The 15,671-nt window shown below is 65.1% G+C and carries 14 protein-coding genes; 6 read left to right on the forward strand and 8 right to left on the reverse strand.

All coding sequences use genetic code 11. From position 1 onward, the window contains the following. Nucleotides 1–203 precede the first annotated feature (203 nt). Entirely contained in the window at nucleotides 204–1,412 is a 1,209-nt protein-coding gene (locus tag PRN20_RS19610) for a multidrug effflux MFS transporter (RefSeq protein ID WP_273959328.1), read from the forward strand. A gap of 65 nt (nucleotides 1,413–1,477) precedes the next feature. Here the strand turns inward: PRN20_RS19610 and PRN20_RS19615 are convergent, their stop codons facing one another. The 4 genes from PRN20_RS19615 to PRN20_RS19630 all read right to left on the reverse strand — a co-directional run bounded on the left by PRN20_RS19615 (nucleotide 1,478) and on the right by PRN20_RS19630 (nucleotide 5,689). Next, nucleotides 1,478–1,906, reverse strand: a complete 429-nt coding sequence (locus PRN20_RS19615) for a hypothetical protein (RefSeq protein ID WP_273959329.1) — start codon at nucleotides 1,904–1,906, stop codon at nucleotides 1,478–1,480. A 112-nt stretch (nucleotides 1,907–2,018) separates the two neighbouring features. After that, nucleotides 2,019–3,143 carry an NADH:flavin oxidoreductase/NADH oxidase gene (locus PRN20_RS19620; RefSeq protein WP_273959330.1) on the reverse strand — a complete coding sequence of 375 codons (1,125 nt, stop codon included), beginning with the start codon at nucleotides 3,141–3,143 and terminating at the stop codon, nucleotides 2,019–2,021. Between the two features lie 316 nt (nucleotides 3,144–3,459). Next, on the reverse strand, nucleotides 3,460–4,056 hold the full coding sequence (locus PRN20_RS19625) for a hypothetical protein (protein ID WP_273959331.1): 597 nt from the start codon (nucleotides 4,054–4,056) through the stop codon (nucleotides 3,460–3,462). A 214-nt stretch (nucleotides 4,057–4,270) separates the two neighbouring features. Then, nucleotides 4,271–5,689 carry an MFS transporter gene (locus PRN20_RS19630; protein ID WP_273959332.1) on the reverse strand — a complete coding sequence of 473 codons (1,419 nt, stop codon included), beginning with the start codon at nucleotides 5,687–5,689 and terminating at the stop codon, nucleotides 4,271–4,273. Nucleotides 5,690–5,825: 136 nt separating this feature from the next. Between PRN20_RS19630 and PRN20_RS19635 the strand changes: the two genes are divergently transcribed. Further along, the gene (locus tag PRN20_RS19635; RefSeq protein ID WP_273959333.1) at nucleotides 5,826–6,284 is read left to right on the forward strand and encodes a VOC family protein; all 459 of its coding nucleotides are present in this window, start codon (nucleotides 5,826–5,828) and stop codon (nucleotides 6,282–6,284) included. A 144-nt stretch (nucleotides 6,285–6,428) separates the two neighbouring features. Here PRN20_RS19635 and PRN20_RS19640 read toward each other — a convergent pair whose 3' ends face one another. The 4 genes from PRN20_RS19640 to PRN20_RS19655 form a co-directional block, all read right to left on the reverse strand. After that, the gene (locus PRN20_RS19640) at nucleotides 6,429–7,259 is read right to left on the reverse strand and encodes a carbohydrate ABC transporter permease (RefSeq protein WP_273959334.1); all 831 of its coding nucleotides are present in this window, start codon (nucleotides 7,257–7,259) and stop codon (nucleotides 6,429–6,431) included. Continuing rightward, nucleotides 7,256–8,173, reverse strand: a complete 918-nt coding sequence (locus PRN20_RS19645; protein WP_273959335.1) for a carbohydrate ABC transporter permease — start codon at nucleotides 8,171–8,173, stop codon at nucleotides 7,256–7,258. Before PRN20_RS19645 ends, PRN20_RS19640 begins: the two co-directional genes overlap by 4 nt. Nucleotides 8,174–8,235: 62 nt before the next feature. Continuing rightward, complete coding sequence (locus tag PRN20_RS19650) at nucleotides 8,236–9,531, reverse strand: ABC transporter substrate-binding protein (protein ID WP_443112595.1); 1,296 nt, start codon at nucleotides 9,529–9,531, stop codon at nucleotides 8,236–8,238. A gap of 63 nt (nucleotides 9,532–9,594) precedes the next feature. Continuing rightward, entirely contained in the window at nucleotides 9,595–11,955 is a 2,361-nt protein-coding gene (locus tag PRN20_RS19655) for a family 78 glycoside hydrolase catalytic domain (protein WP_443112596.1), read from the reverse strand. Nucleotides 11,956–12,178: 223 nt separating this feature from the next. On the opposite strand from PRN20_RS19655, the gene PRN20_RS19660 reads away from it, so the two are divergent. Genes PRN20_RS19660 through hpt form a run of 4 tightly spaced genes read left to right on the forward strand, consistent with a single transcriptional unit; the run spans nucleotide 12,179 to nucleotide 15,650 of the window. Then, nucleotides 12,179–13,213, forward strand: coding sequence for a LacI family DNA-binding transcriptional regulator (locus PRN20_RS19660; protein WP_273959336.1), 1,035 nt, complete (start codon nucleotides 12,179–12,181; stop codon nucleotides 13,211–13,213). Between the two features lie 60 nt (nucleotides 13,214–13,273). Beyond that, nucleotides 13,274–14,236 (forward strand): acetylxylan esterase, encoded by a 963-nt coding sequence (locus PRN20_RS19665; RefSeq protein WP_273959337.1) that lies wholly within the window; start codon nucleotides 13,274–13,276, stop codon nucleotides 14,234–14,236. After that, on the forward strand, nucleotides 14,233–15,108 hold the full coding sequence (locus tag PRN20_RS19670; RefSeq protein WP_337956266.1) for a carbohydrate ABC transporter permease: 876 nt from the start codon (nucleotides 14,233–14,235) through the stop codon (nucleotides 15,106–15,108). Before PRN20_RS19665 ends, PRN20_RS19670 begins: the two co-directional genes overlap by 4 nt. Nucleotides 15,109–15,110: 2 nt before the next feature. Then, nucleotides 15,111–15,650: a hypoxanthine phosphoribosyltransferase gene (gene hpt / locus PRN20_RS19675; protein ID WP_337956267.1), complete on the forward strand. Its 540-nt coding sequence runs from the start codon at nucleotides 15,111–15,113 to the stop codon at nucleotides 15,648–15,650. Nucleotides 15,651–15,671 lie beyond the last annotated feature (21 nt).

A 15,671-nucleotide genomic window follows, 5' to 3' on the forward strand; every position in this document is an offset into this window, starting at 1 on the left:
ACTGTCCAAAAGTGACTTTGACACGAGTGTCCAATTTAGTGGACGACGTTGTCATCTCTAATTGGCAGCTAAGCCGGGCAAGCCGGTCCAGGGAGGCAAACGACGCGCGGGGGTGAAACGCGCGCGGCCGAACTTTCGTCCGGCGATCGTCGCCGGGCGGTCGCTTGCCCATCAGTCAATCGGCAGTCTTGGGAATTACTGCTATGAACGCAAAACTCATCCGCATGGCCATCGTACTTGGCCTTCTGTCGGTGATCGGCCCCGTCGCCATCGACATGTACCTTCCGGCCCTGCCGGACATCGGCGGTCAACTCAACGCAACGACCGCCGCCGTGCAACTCAGCCTCATGTCCTTCATGGCGGCGTTTGCCCTCGGCCAGCTCATCTATGGGCCGATCAGCGACATGGTGGGTCGCAAGCCGCCGCTCTACATCGGCACGCTCGTATTCATCGGCGGCTCGATCGGCTGCGCACTAGCGCCTTCGGTGGAGTGGCTGATCGTGGCGCGCTTCATCCAGGGTATCGGCGGTTGCGCCGCCATGTCGCTGCCGCGCGCCATAGTGCGTGACGAGTATACCGGCGCCGAGGCGGCGCAGCTGTTCAGCCTCATCATGCTGGTGTTCTCGATCTCGCCAATCCTTGCCCCGCTTTCGGGCAGCATTGTCATCGCCTTCGGCGACTGGCGGCTGCTGTTCTGGGTGATGGCTGTCGTGGGCGTGCTCGGGCTGATCCTCTCGATCGTCGCGCTCAAGGAGACGCGGCCGAAGCACCGGAGGACCGAGTCAAGCATTGGCGGCGCCATCCGCGGCTATGGTTCGCTGCTCAGGGACGGGAACTTCCTCGGGCTCACCTTCATCGGCGCCTTCGGCATGTCGAGCTTCATGGCCTTCATCGGCAACTCGAGCTTCGTGTTCATCGAGCACTACGGGCTGACGCCGACGGAGTACTCGCTTGCCTTCTCGGTGAACGCCATCTCGTTCTTCGCGGTGTCGCAGTCGACCGGCTTCATGGTGAAGCGCTTCGGCCTGCAGCGCGTCGTGCGCTGGGCAGTGTTCGGGTTTGCCGCGTCCATGTCGCTGCTCGCCGCGATCTTTCTCGCGGGCATCGACAGCATGTGGATCCTCTGCGGCCTGATGTTCGTCGCGTTCGGCTTCCTCGGGCTGGTGCTGCCGACCACGGGCGTCCTCGCGATGGAGGAGCATGGCGAGTTCGCCGGCACGGCCTCGGCCCTGATGGGCACGCTGCAGATGGTCCTCGGCGCAGTGGTGATGGGCATTGTCGGCGCCTTCCATGACGGCACCGCGATCCCGATGGTGCTGGGTTTTGCGGCCTGCGCGATCCTCGCGCTGGTGCTGACGCAGCTGACCATCCGGACGACCACGACGCCGGTCGTGGGTGCGCCGGCGGAGTAGGGTGGCCTAACCCATGCGGGCTGCCCAGGGCGCGAGGGAGACCTCGCGCCTTTTCATTTGGCAGATCAGCTCTTGGGTATGTCGGGGCAGACGAAGGGGACGGTGGCGCTCACATACTTTTCCTCGACGGCGTCGCTGCCGAGCTTGAGGCTCAGCACGAGTTCGCCGTCGGTCAGCGAGACGATGTCGGCGGCGATGTCCATGCCGTCCTCGTTCCACTTGAGCGCCGTGTCGGAGGTGAGTTCCCAGCTCGAAAGCCGATGGGTCTCCCAGCACGAGTCCTGCACCAGCGTGCCGTCAGAGAGGAAGATGCGCATCACGCCCGGCAGGTCGCCATCTGTCTTGGTCCATACGCGGTCGACGAGACCGGGCTTGGATGTCTTGCTTTCGGAGGCGCTCTCGGTGGCGGCTTCTTCGGCAAAGGCCGGAAGGCACAGGGTGGAGCCGACGCCCCACATTGCGAGCAAGGCGAAAAGGGCGGCTTTGCTGGTCATCGGGGGTGAGGTCTCCTGAACGTCATCCGAAGGTGGGGATGCCGTCCGAGGGCTGCAAGGCCCGTGGCGGCATCCCGATGCTTAGTGGCTTCGGATGAACGCGGGATGAGCGCTACTGGCGGATGCCGAGCACGCGATCGCGATCGCGGATGCGGTTGCGGGCCTGCTTGGGCCACAGCTGATAGGCGTCGCCGCCGCCCTCGAGGATGTGGCGCGCATGGATGGCCCAGTTCGGGTCTTCGAGAGCCGTGCGAGCGAAGGCGACGAGGTCGGCTTCACCGGACTCCAGGATGCGCTCGGCATCATACGGGTCGTCGATCAGGCCGACGGCGATGGTGGGAATGCCGGCGGCCCGAACGGCCTTGGAGAGCTGGACCTGATAGAGCGGCGCCGACTTCAGGCTGTAGCCGTCGAAACCACCGGAAGAGCAGTGGATCATGTCCACGCCCAGCGACTTGAGCTCGAGCGAGAGTGCGATGGTGTCATCGATGCTCCAGCCGCCCGGGCTGCCATCGGTGACAGAGAGGCGCATCAGTAGCGGCTTCTCTTCCGGCCATGCAGCGCGGACGGCCTCGGTGACCTCCAGCGCGAAGCGCATGCGGTTCTCGCGGCTGCCGCCGTACTCGTCGGTGCGGTGGTTGGCGAGCGGGGAGAGGAACTGGTTGATCAGGTAGCCGTGGGCGCCGTGGATCTCGACCGTGTCGAAGCCGGCCTGATCGGCGCGGCGGGCTGCGTCGGCGAAGCTCTGGACGAGGCGGTGAATGCCGGCCTTGTCGAGCTCCACGGGCATCTGGAAAGCGGGATTGTCGGAGTGGCGTTCGGCGCTCGGGGCTTCCGGGATCCAGGTCTCGTAGGCGTACTCGGCCTTCTCTGCCTCGGTCTCGTCGAAGCCATGGCGCCAGGCGATCGGCGTCGCGGCCTTGCGTCCGGCGTGGGCGAGCTGAATGCCGGTGGCGGAGCCTTCGGCCTTGAGGAACTGCACGATGTGGGCGAGGGGGGCGATGTGTTCGTCGTCCCAGAGGCCCAGGTCGCCATAGGAGATGCGGGCTTCGGGCGTGACGCCCGTGGCTTCGAGGATAACGAGGCCGAAGCCGCCGAGGGCGAAACGTCCAAGATGCACGAAATGCCAGTCGTTCGCGAAGCCGTGCTGCGACGTGTACTGGCACATGGGGGCGATCACCGTGCGGTTCCGGATGGTCAGTCCGCGCAGGGTGAACGGCGTAAAGAGCTGGGACATGGGGATTAAGCTGCTGCAGTTGGAAGAGGGCGCAACATGCACCGGACTGCATTCATCGGCAAGTGCCGATGGAGTGAGCTTGATGTGTATTGTCCCGTTTGGCCTAAGGCGAGGTTAGGCCGGGCCGGGCTAGCCTGCCCCGCATGATGACCAGGATGCTCATAGCGATCCTTGCGGCGGGGCTGACGGCAGGCTCTGCCTTGGCGGTGGAGCCTGCCGATATTGCGGTTCCGTTCCCGAACCCGCTCGAGCTCGAGGTGGATCGCATCGGCCAGGAGATCATGGCCGTCGGCATTCCACCTCGTGACGCCGACAGTTACATGGATGCGAACTGGCGGGCGAACGACCCCGAGGCACCCTTGTTGATGGACAGGGCGTTGATCTCCTTGCGGGAGAACACGTGCATGGACGTCGAGGGCGTCGACTCCATGTACTTGATGACGTTCTTGGGCACGAAGCGCTGAATCTGGCCCTTCACCGAACGGTAGTAGGCATCGGCACCGGCCGAGGCGCTGCCATCGGCTTCACCCACGCGGTGGACACCAAGCTTGCCGGTGACGATATGGTCGCGGCCAGCGAAGAAGATATAGGTGCAGGCCGAGAAGCAGTGCATGTTGCTCGGCACGGCAGTGCTGAGGCCGCGGCTTCGGACCATGGCGGCCACATCGAGACCCACATCGACATAACCACCGGCGCTGCGCAGCACGAGCAGCTTGGCATTCGGCCGGGCCTTCAGGGCGCGGCGGAAGTCTGATACGGCGCGATCATTCAGGTCGCCATCCAGCATGATGTAGTCGGTAGACGGGAAGACGACGAACGACCCGAAGCGTTGGGCGCTGGGGGCGGCCTGGGCCGAGACGAGGCTCAGCGCCAGGAAGAGAACGGCCGAAGCCAAGGCAAATACGCTACGCAAGCTAGGAACTCCCTTAGGACAGTCTTAAGGTTATCAATTTGATAACGGACAGTGTCCCAAAGTAGGCGGGCGTGTGCGCAGCTCTGCCGATAGTTAACCGGCGGATCAAGTGTTTGTCAGTGCTGGAAATAACCTACCGAGAGGGGCGAGGTCGGCGGTTTCGTTTGTGGCGGGACTTTGGCAAGAGGGGGCTGATTCAGCCCGCTGAGCCTGTCTACTCGGCAGCCTGCGGGCGTCGGTGGCCCGAGACTTCGGCGCCGACGTCCCGGTGCAGGGTCAGGAACTGCAGGGCGCAAACGACGACGATGAGACCCATCACCAGATAGGCGACCTGGAAGTCGATGACACCGAGGGCCGGGGCCCCGCGCCACATCTGGCTGAGGTTGAGGCAGCCGGCGGCGATGGCCACGCCGAACACCATCGAGAGCTGCTGCGACATGCTTGAGATCGTCGTAGCAGAGCTGCGCTGGCTGGCGTCGACATCGGCGAAGGCCAGCGTCGCGAGGGCCGTGAACTGCATCGAGCGGGTGGCGCCGGCGGCAAAGAGGATCGCCGCGGTGAGGGCGTAGGGCGTATCGGGGCCCAGCAGGCCGCAGAGCGCGACCGAGATGCCGGCGAGGACGCCGTTGACGATGAGGATCGAGCGGAAGCCGAAGCGGCGCAGGGTGGGCGTGGTCACCGCCTTGATGGCGAGGTTGCCGAAGAAATAGATGACGACGAGGCTGCCGGCCGACAGCGCGTCCATGCCGTAGGCGACCTGGAACATGAGGGGCAGGAGGAACGGCGTGGCGTTGATGGCGGTGCGGAGGATGGCGCCGGCCTTGACGTCCGTCGCGGCAAACGAGGTGATCCGGAGGGTCCGCAGGTCGACGAGCGGATGCGCGATGCGCAAGAGCCAGGTTACCGCACCGGCGCCCACGACGAAGCCGGCGACGATCAGCGCCAGCGAGATCCAGAGGGCAAGCGTTCCCTGCACCAGGGCGTCGAAGCCGTAGAGCAGGCAGCCAAGCGCAATCGCGGTGAGCACGAAGCCGGGGGCGTCGAAGGGGCGATCGGCGAACTCGGTGTCCCTGGGCACGATGGCGAGAACCAGCGCGATGCCCAGGATGCCAAGCGGGATGTTGATCCAGAAGTTCCAGTGCCAGGAGATGAACTCGGTGATGAAACCGCCCAGGGCAGGGCCGATCACCGGGGCAAAGAGGGCAGGCCAGATGGTGAGGCCGATGGCGGCCACGATCTCGGATTTCTTCGCGGTCCGCAGCACGATGACGCGGCCGACGGGGAAGAGCACGGAACTGCTCGCGCCCTGCAGTGCGCGCGCAATGGCGAACTGGCCAAGATCCTGGGCGAGGCCGCAGGCAATGGAGGTGAGGGTGAACAGCGCGATCGCCACCACGAACACCCGCCGCGCGCCGAAGCGGTCCGAGAGCCAGGCCGCGGCCGGGATGCAGACGGCGACCGCCAGCATGTAGATCGTGACGCCCAGGCTCATTTCGAGCGTGCCGACACCGAAGTCCTCGGCCATGCGCGGCAGGGCGGTGACGATGATCACGCCGTCGAGGAACTGCATGAAAAGGGTAGCGGCCACCACGAGGGCGACGTTGCGGGCGTGCGGGCTGAGCGGTGAGGACATGATGAGGATGCGAATGACTAGTATGGTACCGTATCCGCAAACGGGCCGGCCGCCTATGGGCGATTGGGATGATCCTGACAAAATCGGGTCGGGGTGTCGCCTAACCTCCTCACATCGATCAAATGAGGAGACGCAAATGACCCGCCCGCAGCTTCGTGGCCTTACCACTGTCGCCTACACGTCCAACGACCACGAGGCGGCCAAGGCCTGGTTCGCCCGGCTGCTCGGCGTCGAGCCCTACTTCGACAACCCGGGCTATGCCGAGTTCCGCATCGGCGACTATCAGCACGAGCTGGGGCTGCTCGACGGCAAGTATGCCGGCTACCTCGGCGGCGAGGTGGTGCCCGCCGATGGCCGGGCCGGCGCGATCGTCTACTGGCACGTCGACGACGTGCAGGGGATGATCGACCATGCCGTGTCGATCGGAGCCAGGCTCCATCACCCGCCGCGCGAGTTCCAGCCGGGTTCGGGCTTCGTCGGCGCGAGCGTGATCGACCCGTTCGGGAACGTGCTGGGGTTCATGTACAACCCGCACTATCTCGAGGTGCTGGGGAAGCGCGGCGAACTGATAGAGACGGCCTCTGGCAGCCTCTAGCGGTGTGCGCCGTCATCCCCGGGCTTGACCCGGGGACCCTTGCGATGTCGCCGCGGCAACAGAGTATGTGGAGCATCCGGTTGGGTCCCCGGGTCAAGCCCGGGGATGACGGTGCGTCTTTGCGGCGGAGCAGTTGGACTGCTCTTACCCCTTCACCGCGCCTGCGGTCATGCCGGCCACGATCTGGCGGTTGAAGAACAGGTAGACGATCAGGGGCGGGATGGTGATCAGCAGGATGTTCATGAAGAGCAGGTTGTAGGACGTGCTGAACTGGCTCTGGAAGTTGTAGAGCGTCAGCTGCACCGTGACGTTGTCCTTGCCGGGCAGGTAGTAGAGCGGGTTGGTGAAGTCGTTGAAGATGGCCACCGACTGGACGACGATGACCGTGACGACTACCGGCTTCAGCAGCGGCAGGATCACCTGGAAGAACAGCCGCAGCGGTCCCGCGCCGTCGATGATCGCCGCTTCGTCCAGCTCCTTGGGAATGGTGGCCACGAAGGCGCGGAACAGCAGCACCGAAAAGCTCAGGCCATAGGCGACCTCGATCAGGATCAGGCCGTGCAGCGTCTTGAACAGCCCGAAAGACTGCATGACCCAGATGGTCGGGACAACTGCCGGGGGGATGATCAGTCCGGCGAGGACGAAGAAGTTGACGAGGCCCGTCCAGCGCGAGGATGGATTTCGCTGCAGCACGAACCCGACCATCGCCCCCAGCACGACCAGCAGCGTCACGCTGGCGACCGTGAGGATGGTGGAGTTCACGAAGGCGGTGACCAGCATGTAATCCCGGGTCTGGATCACCTGGACCAGATTGTCCCATAGATGCCATGAGGTGGGCCAGTCGAACGACCGGGTGGCGGCGGACTTCCGATCCTTGACCGCCGTAAGGACGATGAAGGCAAACGGAACGAGGAAGACGAACACCGAAACGAAGATCGCCGTCCCGCCGACCAGATAGCGTCGAAGGCTGTTCATCGTTCGACCTCGTTGCGATTCAGGAACATCGAGAGCGGCACGATGATCAGCGCCACAAGGACGAACAGCACGACGTTGCCTGCGGTCGAGAGCCCGTAGAAGCCGGCCTGGTACTGTTTGTAGATCACCGACGCGATGACGTCGGAGGTGAAGCCCGGGCCGCCGCGCGTCATCGCCCAGATCAGGTCGAACGAGCGCAGCCCGCCGATGAGCGACAGGATGATCACGGTAACGGTTGCCGGTTTCAGGAGTGGCAAGGTGATGGCCCAGAAGTTCTGCCACGCGGTGGCGCCGTCGATCCTCGCGGCCTCGAAATAGTCCTGCGGGATCGAGACGATGCCGGCCATGTAGATGACGGTGGCAAGCCCCACGCCCTTCCAGACGTCGACCAGTGCGACCGAGTAGAGCGCGAAGCGCGGGTCCGTGAGCCAGGCCGGACCCTTGATGCCGACCATTGCCAGCGTTTCGTTGATCATGCCCTGCGTGGGATGCATCAGCGCAACGAAGGCGATGCCGACACCGACGGTCGAGACCAGTACGGGAAAGAACACCACGGCGCGGAGGTACCCGCGCCCGATGATGTCGGAGGTCAGGAGCAGCGCGAGCAACATCCCGATGATCACCTTGAGGCCCGACGTCACCACGCCGTAGATCAGCGTGTTGATCAGCCCCTGCACCAGAAACGGCTCGCGGAAGAACTGGATGAAGTTGGCGAGGCCGATGAAGTTGGCCTCAAAGAGCGTCCACCGCGTCAGGCTGAAGAACAGCGAGGCGATGGTCGGCAGCAGGAAAAGCACCCCGAAAACGATGGCAGCGGGCAGATAGAACCAATTCGGATAAGAGGCGCCACGTCTGGCGCGTCGCGCTACTGTCCGGCCCGCGGTGACTCCACCAGCGGTTATCGCATCACTCATCTGCCGTCTCCCGGTGGGAAGCCGTGCCCGATCGTAACCGGGCACGGCGCGTCATGCGAGGGTCAATCCCAGCCGGGAAGGCCGAGCTGCTGGGCCTGCTTCTTCACGTCCTCGTCGTAGAGGGCGGCCGCGTCTGCAGCGGAGCGGATACCCGAGCCGACTTCGACGGTGATCTGCTCGAGGGCAGGGCCCTTGATCGGCGACAGGAACTCGAGCGCCGGAGCGGTCAGGCCATCCTGCTGGAAGTAGGGCAGGAGGTCGGCGACCGCGGCCGGCACGTCAGCGGGAAGCTCGCAGCCCTTGATCAGGTAAGGTCCGGTAGCCCCGTTTGCGCTGCTGCGGGCGTCGCAGCCCTTGGTGCTGGCGATGAAGGCGACGAACTTCTTCGCCTCTTCCGGGTGGGCAGTGGTCTTGGAGATGTAGGTGGCCGCCGGCATCCAGACGGTAAGGCCGTTCTTGGCCGCGTCGTCACCCGGGATGGCAAAGAAGCCGACATCCGGCAGGTTCTCTGCATAGTCCTGAGCGATGCCTCCGATCGCGAAGGTCAGCATCGGGTAGTGGGCACCCTCGCCAGTCGCCACCATGCGCACGCCGTCGGCGAAGAGGGCCGAGCCGAAGTCCTCGTTGAGGAAGCCGGCCTTGAACACGTCCTCGCCCTTCTGGAAGCCAGCCATTGCGGCGGGCGTCGAGGCGTACTTCGCCTTGCCGGCGGTATAGTCGGCGGCAAAGGTCGGCACGGCTGCCTGGACGTTGAAGAAGTCGCCGAGGACGAACAGCTGGCTCGTCCAGGTGTCGCCGAAGGTCTGGATCACGGCGGTCTTGCCGGCCGCCTTGATCTTCTCGTTGTTGGCCATGAACTCGGCCCAGGTCTTGGGCACGGTCAGCCCGAGTTCGGCGTAGATCTTCTTGTTGTAGAGGATACCGCCGCCCATCGCGGCTTCTTCCGGCACGCCGTAGATGCGGCCGTCAGTGGCCGTGACCACTGGCTTGAACGAGTCGATGATGTTGGCCTGGAACGGCTCGTCGGTGAGGTCGAGCATCGTCTGCGGCGCATTGAGTGCCTGGAACAGCGAGCCGGCGTTGTAGCGGAAGACGTCGGTCATCTCGCCCGTCGCGAGGCGGGTCTTGATGATGTTGTCGCCTTCGCCGCCGCCTGGGCGGGTTTCGATCTCGATCTTGATGCCCGGGTTCTCGGCCTCGAATGCGGCCTTGAGGGCTTCGGACGTCGCAACGTTGGTCGGGTTGTCGTCCACCAGATAGGTAAGCGTCACTGTGTCCTGTGCGAAGGCCGGGCCGAACCCGACCGACAGCAATGCGGTTGCGGCGAGCAGGGCTCGCCTCGTCATCGATAATGCCATTCTTCTTCCTCCCTTAAGGCCGGCGAGGCCGGCAATTACGTCTGATCGCTTCCGGCCCGTTCCTCAGTTGCCGGGCTTGCTGACCCGGAACGTCACCTTGTGCTTTCCGGGCGCGAGCAGGCTGCGCGCTTTTCCGTCGGTGCCGCGCTCGCTGACGGCGATGCCGTCGACGCTGGCGTCGGTGTAGTCGGCGGCGAGGACGAGCGTGCCGCTCGCGCCTTCGGGCACCGTGATGTCGTAGGTCACCTTGCCGCCATCGACCTTCCAGCCCGCCTCGATCCGGCCGGCGGCCGAGTCATGGTTGGCGGCGACCGGCGACAGCGCCGGGATGATGGTGGGCTCGAAGAAGATGTGCTTGAACGCCGGCAGCGCCGGATCGGGGCGGAAGCCCGCGACGCCTTCGAGCAGCCACTGGCACACCGCGCCATAGGCGTAGTGGTTGTAGCTGTTCATCTGCGGGTCGAACGCCACGCCATCCTCGTTGAGGGCGTTCCAGCGCTCCCAGATCGTGGTGGCGCCCATCTTCACCTGGAACAGCCAGCCGGGCAGGCCTTCCTGGAGGAAGACCGAGGCCGCGAGATCGGCCTCGCCGATCTTGACCAGTGCCGGCAGCAGCGCCGGGGTGCCGATGAAGCCGGTGCCGATGCGGCCATGGGCGCGGGCCACCGTCTCCTTGAAGTAGCCCTTGGCTGCCTCGTAGTGCTCGGGCGGGATCAGGTCCCACAGGAAGCCCAGCGCATAGGAGGTCTGGTCGTTGTAGCCGATGCGGCCGGCAGCGGTTATGAACTCGCGCTGGAAGGCCTTCTTCACTTCGGCGGCGCGGTCGTTGAGGCGCTTGGCCTGTGCCTGGTCGCCGACGACTTCGGCGGCTTTGGCGGCGAGGTGCGAGGAGATGTAGAGGTAGATCGTCGCCGCGGCGTCGTCGCCGATGGTCGGGTAGGGCTTGGCGAAATCGCCCTGCGGCTGCAGCCAGTCACCGAAGGTGAAGCCGCGCTCACCCCAGCCGGCCGGCGGGCGGACGATCGGACCATCGCTGATCGACCAGACGAAGTCGTTCCACTTCACCATGGCCGGCAGCGCTTCCTCGAGGATCGCGCGGTCGCCGTAGTGGGTGTAGAGCGTCCAGGGGATGACGGCGATGGCGTCGCCCCAGCCGGTCGAGCCGTAGAAGCCCGGGATCACGTCCTCGTGGTTGCGTGTCGGGTCCGGCACCACATGCGGGATGGCGCCATCGGGGCGCTGGTCGGCGATGAGGTCGCGGACATACTTGGTCAGCATGCCGTGGCTCTCGTGCAGGTAGCAGGCGGTGGGCGCGAAGACCTGCGCGTCGCCGCTCCAGCCCAGCCGCTCGTCGCGCTGCGGGCAGTCGGTCGGCACGTCGATGAAGTTGGAGCGCTGCGACCAGACGGTGTTCTCGACCAGCCGGTTGACCAGTGGATTGGCCGAGCTGAAGTTCGCCGTGCGGGTGATCGCCGAGCTGATCGGGATCATCTCTATTTTGCTGATCGTCGCCTTGCCCTCGATGGCGACGCGGGCGAAGCGGAAGCCGAAGAAGGTGAAGGTCGGACGGTAGCTCTCGGGCGCGCCACCCTTCAGCACATATTCCACGCGGGCCTCGGCCGAGCGCATGCTTTCGCGGTCGAACTCGCCGAGGTGGTTGGTGAGTTCGGCGTGCTCGACGGTGACCTTGGCACCGGCCTCGCCCTCGACGGTGAAGGCGACGTAGCCGCCGGCGTTCTGGCCGAAGTCGTAGACGGTGCGGCCCTGGGCATCGGCGAAGGATTTGACCACGGGCAGGGCGGGGAGTTCGTGCACGCCGGCGGTTTCGGCCGGCAGCAGGGTCGACTTGTCGAAGTCGCCGAGTACGCTGGCGCCACCGCTCACCGGCGCATTCTCGGCGCGGGCGTCGTAGTTCTCGCCGTAGTAGATGCCGGACTTCATGACCGGCGCGAGGCCGCTCTGCCAGGTGCCGTCGGTGGCGAGGATGAGCTCGCCATTGGCGCCGCGCAGCTCGGCGATGGCGCCGATCTTGTCGCCCCAGGTGTTGAGGAGCTGGTTGCGCGGCCACATCATCCGCGAGCGGTACCAGCCGTCGCCCAGCCAGATGTCGATGGTGTTGTCGCCGTCCTTGAGCAGGGCGCTGACGTCGTAAGTCTGGAAGCTGAGGCGGTCCCAGTAGCTGGTCCAGCCGGGGGTGAGCACGTCGTTGCCGACGCGCTGGCCGTTGATGAACGCCCGATAGAGGCCGAGAGCGCTGATCCGCAGCGTGCCGGTCGCGTCGCGGGAGGAGAGGTTGAAGGTCTTGCGCAGGAAGGACGACTGCGTGCCGACGCCCTGATCGACGCTGGGGCGGATCATCTCGCCGATCCACGCGTCCTGGCTGGATACGACGGTGCCTGCTCGGGCGAGCATCGTTTCGTTCACTTCTGATCCTCCCATCGGGCTTGCTGCCCGCCCACCGGCCGTTTTGCCGGCTCGCTGTGTCACGTTCTACGTATACCGTTCTACGGATCAGTTTCAAGCATGCTTCGCGCAGGAACAACCAAATTTTCTCATATGACGGCGGCATCCTCCAGAAACCGCCAAAATCGCTCAAGTTGTGTCATGCGCGGTGGCTCTGCTAGAAGTGCCGGGCGCTGGGGGGAACATGGCGGCAAGCACGAAGTCCGGAACGGGCCGGGTCACGATCAAGACGGTCGCCGCCGATGCAGGCGTTTCCGTCGCCGCCGTGTCCAAGGTCCTCCGAGACGCCTATGGCGTCAGCGATGCCCTTCGCGCCAAGGTCCAGGCGTCGATGGAGAAGCTCAACTATCGCCCGCATGCAGCGGCGCGGGCGATGCGCGGGCGCACCTACGCGCTGGGCGTGCTGCTGCCGGACCTGCGCAACCCGTTCTTCGCGGACATTCTCGCCGGCATCAACGAGGCGCTGGAGCGGACCCAGTATCAGCCGCTGATGGGCGTCGGCCAATCCGCGCACATGATCGAGATCTCGCTGATCGAGTCGATGATCGACCGGCAGATGGATGGGTTGATCATGATCGGTCCCCGGATGCCCCCCGACGCGGTCGATGAGGTGACCCGGCGCATACCCACGGCCCTCGTGGGCTACTACTCCCCGCTTGCCCAGCAGTTCGATACGGTCAACGACGACGACATCTACGGCGCCGAGCTGGTCGTGCGCCATCTCGTGGAGTCGGGATACAGGCGGATCACGATGGTCAGCCTTACGCAGCCGCTCCATGAATCCGTGATCGTTCACCGACGCGAGATCGGGTACAGGAAGGCGATGATGGCGGCTGGCCTCAGCCAGTATATCGATACCGTGTCGTGCCCTATGTCTCCCCGCGAGGTCCTGACCACCATCCGACATCTGCTGGAGCGCCGCGACCGGCCGGAAGCGCTGTTCTGCTGGACGGACAGTGTGGCGCTGCAGGCGATCAGCGCCGCGCGCGATCTCGGGCTGTCCATACCGAACGATCTCGGCGTGGTGGGCTACGACAACACGACCTATTGCGACATGGCTCAGAACAGCCTCACCAGCGTCGACCAGTCCGGGCAGGTGCTCGGCCTGCAGGCGGCCCGCCTCCTCGTCGAACGGATCGACGGCAGGACGCAGGGCGAGCACTTCGTCGTCACGCCGCGCCTCGTAGCGCGGGGGAGTTCCCGTCCACGCCGTTCGTAGAACTGTTCGAAGCCCCGGTTTCCAGCCAATCATAGACGATCATCAGGACCGATAATCTCCATGCCATTCTTCGATCTCCCGCAGTCCCAGCTCGAGACCTACCGTTCGAGCGCCGTCGCACCCGCCGATTTCGACAGCTTCTGGGCGGAAACGCTCGAGCAGTCCCGCGCCAAGCCGCTCGATGCGAAGTTCGAGCCGGTCGAGACCGGGCTCAGGATGTTCGACGTGTTCGACGTGACGTTCTCCGGCTTCGGCGGGGACAAGGTGCGCGGCTGGTACATCAAGCCGGCCGGAGCGGCGCCGCGGGGCACAGTGGTGAAGTTCATCGGCTATGGCGGCGGTCGCGGCCTGCCGCAGGAACACCTGCTGTGGCCGGCAACCGGCCGCGCCGTGCTGGTGATGGATACCCGCGGGCAGGGCAGCAGCTGGTCGCGCGGCGATACGCCTGATCCGGCCGGCTCGCATCCGGCGCATCCCGGCTTCATGACCCGCGGCATCAACGACCCCAGCGACTATTACTACCGACGCGTCTACACCGATGGCGTGCGGGCGGTGGAGGCGGCGCTCGGCCGGACCGAGACCGATCCGAGCAAGCTCGCCGTGGTCGGCGGAAGCCAGGGCGGCGGCATCTCGATCGCGGTCGCCGGCCTCGAGCCGCGGGTTAGGGCCGCGATGCCGGACGTGCCGTTCCTCTGCGACTTCCCGCGTGCAGTGGGTCTCACCAGCCGCGACCCCTACGGCGAAATCGTCCGCTTCCTCGCCACGCACCGGGAGAAGGCGGCGGCCGCCTACAACACCATCAACTACTTCGACGGCGTGCATTTCTCGGCCCGCTCCAAGGCGGCGGCGCTGTTCTCGGTGGCGCTGATGGACGATGTCTGCCCGCCCTCCACCGTCTATGGCGCGTTCAATGCTTGGGCCGGCCCCAAGACCATCGAGAGCTACTCCTTCAACAACCACGAGGGTGGCGGCACCTGGCAGGAGAAGGCGCAGGTCGCCTGGCTCGACGAGACCTTGCCGTGACCACGCTGGCGCTCGACTACGCCGACCGGGACGGGGCCAGCGCTCGTCGCCGGTGGGCGCTGTCGCGTATCCTGATCTACGCGGTGCTTGCGCTGTTCGCGCTGGTCTACGCGCTGCCGGCGCTGCTGGTGTTCGCCAACTCGTTCCGCGACGGCGAGGAAGTGTTCCGCAACGGCATCATCGCCATTCCGGAGAGCTTCTCGTTCGACAACTACCTGCGCGCCTGGAACGACGCCTGCGTCAGCGGCATGTGCCGTGGGCTCGGGCCCAACTTCCTCAACTCGCTGATCATCACCATCCCTGCGACCATCGCCACGACGATCCTGGGGGCGATGAATGGCTATGTGCTGAGCAAGTGGAAGTTCCCGGGCTCGGAGTTCATCTTCGTGATGATCTTCCTCGGCATCTTCCTGCCCAGCCAGATCGCGCTGCTGCCCTGGGCCTGGATCATCGGCCAGCTCGGGCTGCAGAACAATGTGCTCGGCCTGTTGCTCATCCACACCGTGATGGGCATCTCGTTCGCGACGCTGTTCTTCCGCAACTTCTACGCCAGCGTGCCCAACGAGATCGTCAAGGCGGCACAGGTGGACGGCGCCGGGTTCTGGCGGATCTTCATCCGGGTGATGCTGCCGCTTTCGGGCCCAATCGCCGCGGTGACGGTGATCTGGCAGTTCACCCAGATATGGAACGAGTACCTCTATGGCATGGTGTTCACCTCAGGCACGCAGCAGCCGATCACCGTGGCGATCATGGGCGTCAGGGCTGGCGGTTCGGCCGCGACGGTGATGATGGCGATCGTGCCGCCGCTGCTGGTGTATCTGATCGGCGGCAAGTATTTTGTCCGCGGACTCACCCAAGGGGCACTGAAGTAGGCATGACGACGCGCAACTACGTGATCGACGAGATGATCTCGGCCAAGGCCATTGCGGCCCGGGTCGAAGCGCTCGCCAAGGAGATCTCGGCCCATTACGCCGGCACCGACAAGCTGGTGGTGGTCGGCCTGCTGCGCGGCTCGTTCATCTTCATCGCCGACCTGGTGCGCGAACTCGACCTGCCGGTGGAAGTCGATTTCCTCGAGGTCTCGAGCTACGGCAACTCCACCGAGTCCAGCCGCGAAGTGCGCATCCTCAAGGACCTGCGCGGCGAGATCGAGGGGCGCGACGTGTTGTTGGTCGAGGACATCGTCGACACCGGCTATACCCTCAAGCACGTGCTCGAAATCCTCGCGACGCGCCACCCCAAGCGCATCGAGGTCTGTGCACTGCTCGACAAGCCGTCGCGGCGCGAGACCAGCGTGAAGGCCCGCTGGATCGGCTTTGAGATCCCCGACAAGTTCGTCGTCGGTTACGGGATCGACTACGCCCAGCGCAACCGCAACCTCGACCATATTGGCGCGGTTCGCTTTACCGACTGATTTTCGGTGCGTTAGTGCACC

The sequence above is a fragment of the Devosia sp. ZB163 genome, from assembly GCF_028613635.1.
GTDB lineage: Bacteria > Pseudomonadota > Alphaproteobacteria > Rhizobiales > Devosiaceae > Devosia_A.